We start from the raw sequence: 1109 nt of genomic DNA on the forward strand, positions 1-1109 counted from the left end.
ATGAATTTCGAACTGACACAAGACCAAAAGCAGATGGAGGCCCTGGCCCGCGAGTTCGCCGAGAAGGAGCTGGCCCCCGGCATCCTTGAGCGGGACGAATCCGGAGAGTTCCCCCTGGAGCTGTTTCGGAAATTCGGCAAGACCGGCATCTACGGCCTGCCCTACGCCGCCGAAGTGGGCGGCCTGGGCGGGAGCTACCTGGCCTATGCCCTGGCGGTGGAAGAGGTCTCCAAGGTGGACGCCTCCTTCGGCATCGCCTTCTCCGTGGACACCTCTCTGTACGGCGGCAGCATCGTGAATTCTTCCGCCCCCACCGAGATCAAGAAGAAATTCCTGGCCCCCATCACCTACGGTGAGAAGATCGGCTCCTTCGGCCTGACCGAGCACACCGCCGGCTCCGACGCCGCCGGCTGCAAGACCGTGGCCGTCAAAGACGGCGACAGCTATGTCATCAACGGCAGCAAGTGCTTCAACACCAACGGCCCTCTGGCCGACTTCACCGTCATCTACGCCCTGACCGATCCCGCGCTGGGCACCAAGGGCATGGCCGCGTTCGTGGTGGAGAAGGGGACCCCCGGATTCACCGTCGGCAAGGTCGAGAACAAGATGGGCATCCGCACCGCTCAGGTCTCCGACATGCACCTGGATAACGTCCGCGTTCCTGCCGAGAACATGATCGCCGCCCCCGGCGAGGGCTTCAAGCTGGCCATGAAGACGCTGGACGGCGGCCGGATCGGCGTGGCGGCCCAGGGCCTGGGCATCGCCAAGGGCGCGTTTGAGGCCGCCCGCAAGTATATGATGGAGCGCGAGCAGTTCGGCAAACCCATCGCCAAGCAGCAGTACCTGGCCTTCAAGATGGCCGAGCTGCAGACCAAGATCCAGGCCGCCGAGCTCATGCTCTGGAAGGCCGCCCAGGCCAAGGAAGACGGCATGCCCTACACCATTCCCGCGGCCATGGCGAAGCTCACCTGCACCAACGTGGCCATGGAGGTCGCCACCGAGGCTGTCCAGATGCTGGGCGGAAACGGCTTCATGAAGGAATACCATGTGGAGCGCATGATGCGCGACGCAAAGATCACCCAGATCTATGAGGGCACAAACGAGATCCA

General features: G+C 63.4%; 1 protein-coding gene. It reads left to right on the top strand.

The genetic code is table 11. The annotated features are described in order from the left end of the window. Window positions 1-1109: acyl-CoA dehydrogenase family protein (locus ACQRD3_RS13535; RefSeq protein WP_427781742.1), on the top strand; the 1109-nt coding region annotated here is incomplete at both ends.

This window comes from Candidatus Pseudoscillospira sp. SGI.172 (assembly GCF_050313575.1).
GTDB lineage: Bacteria > Bacillota > Clostridia > Oscillospirales > Oscillospiraceae > Vermiculatibacterium.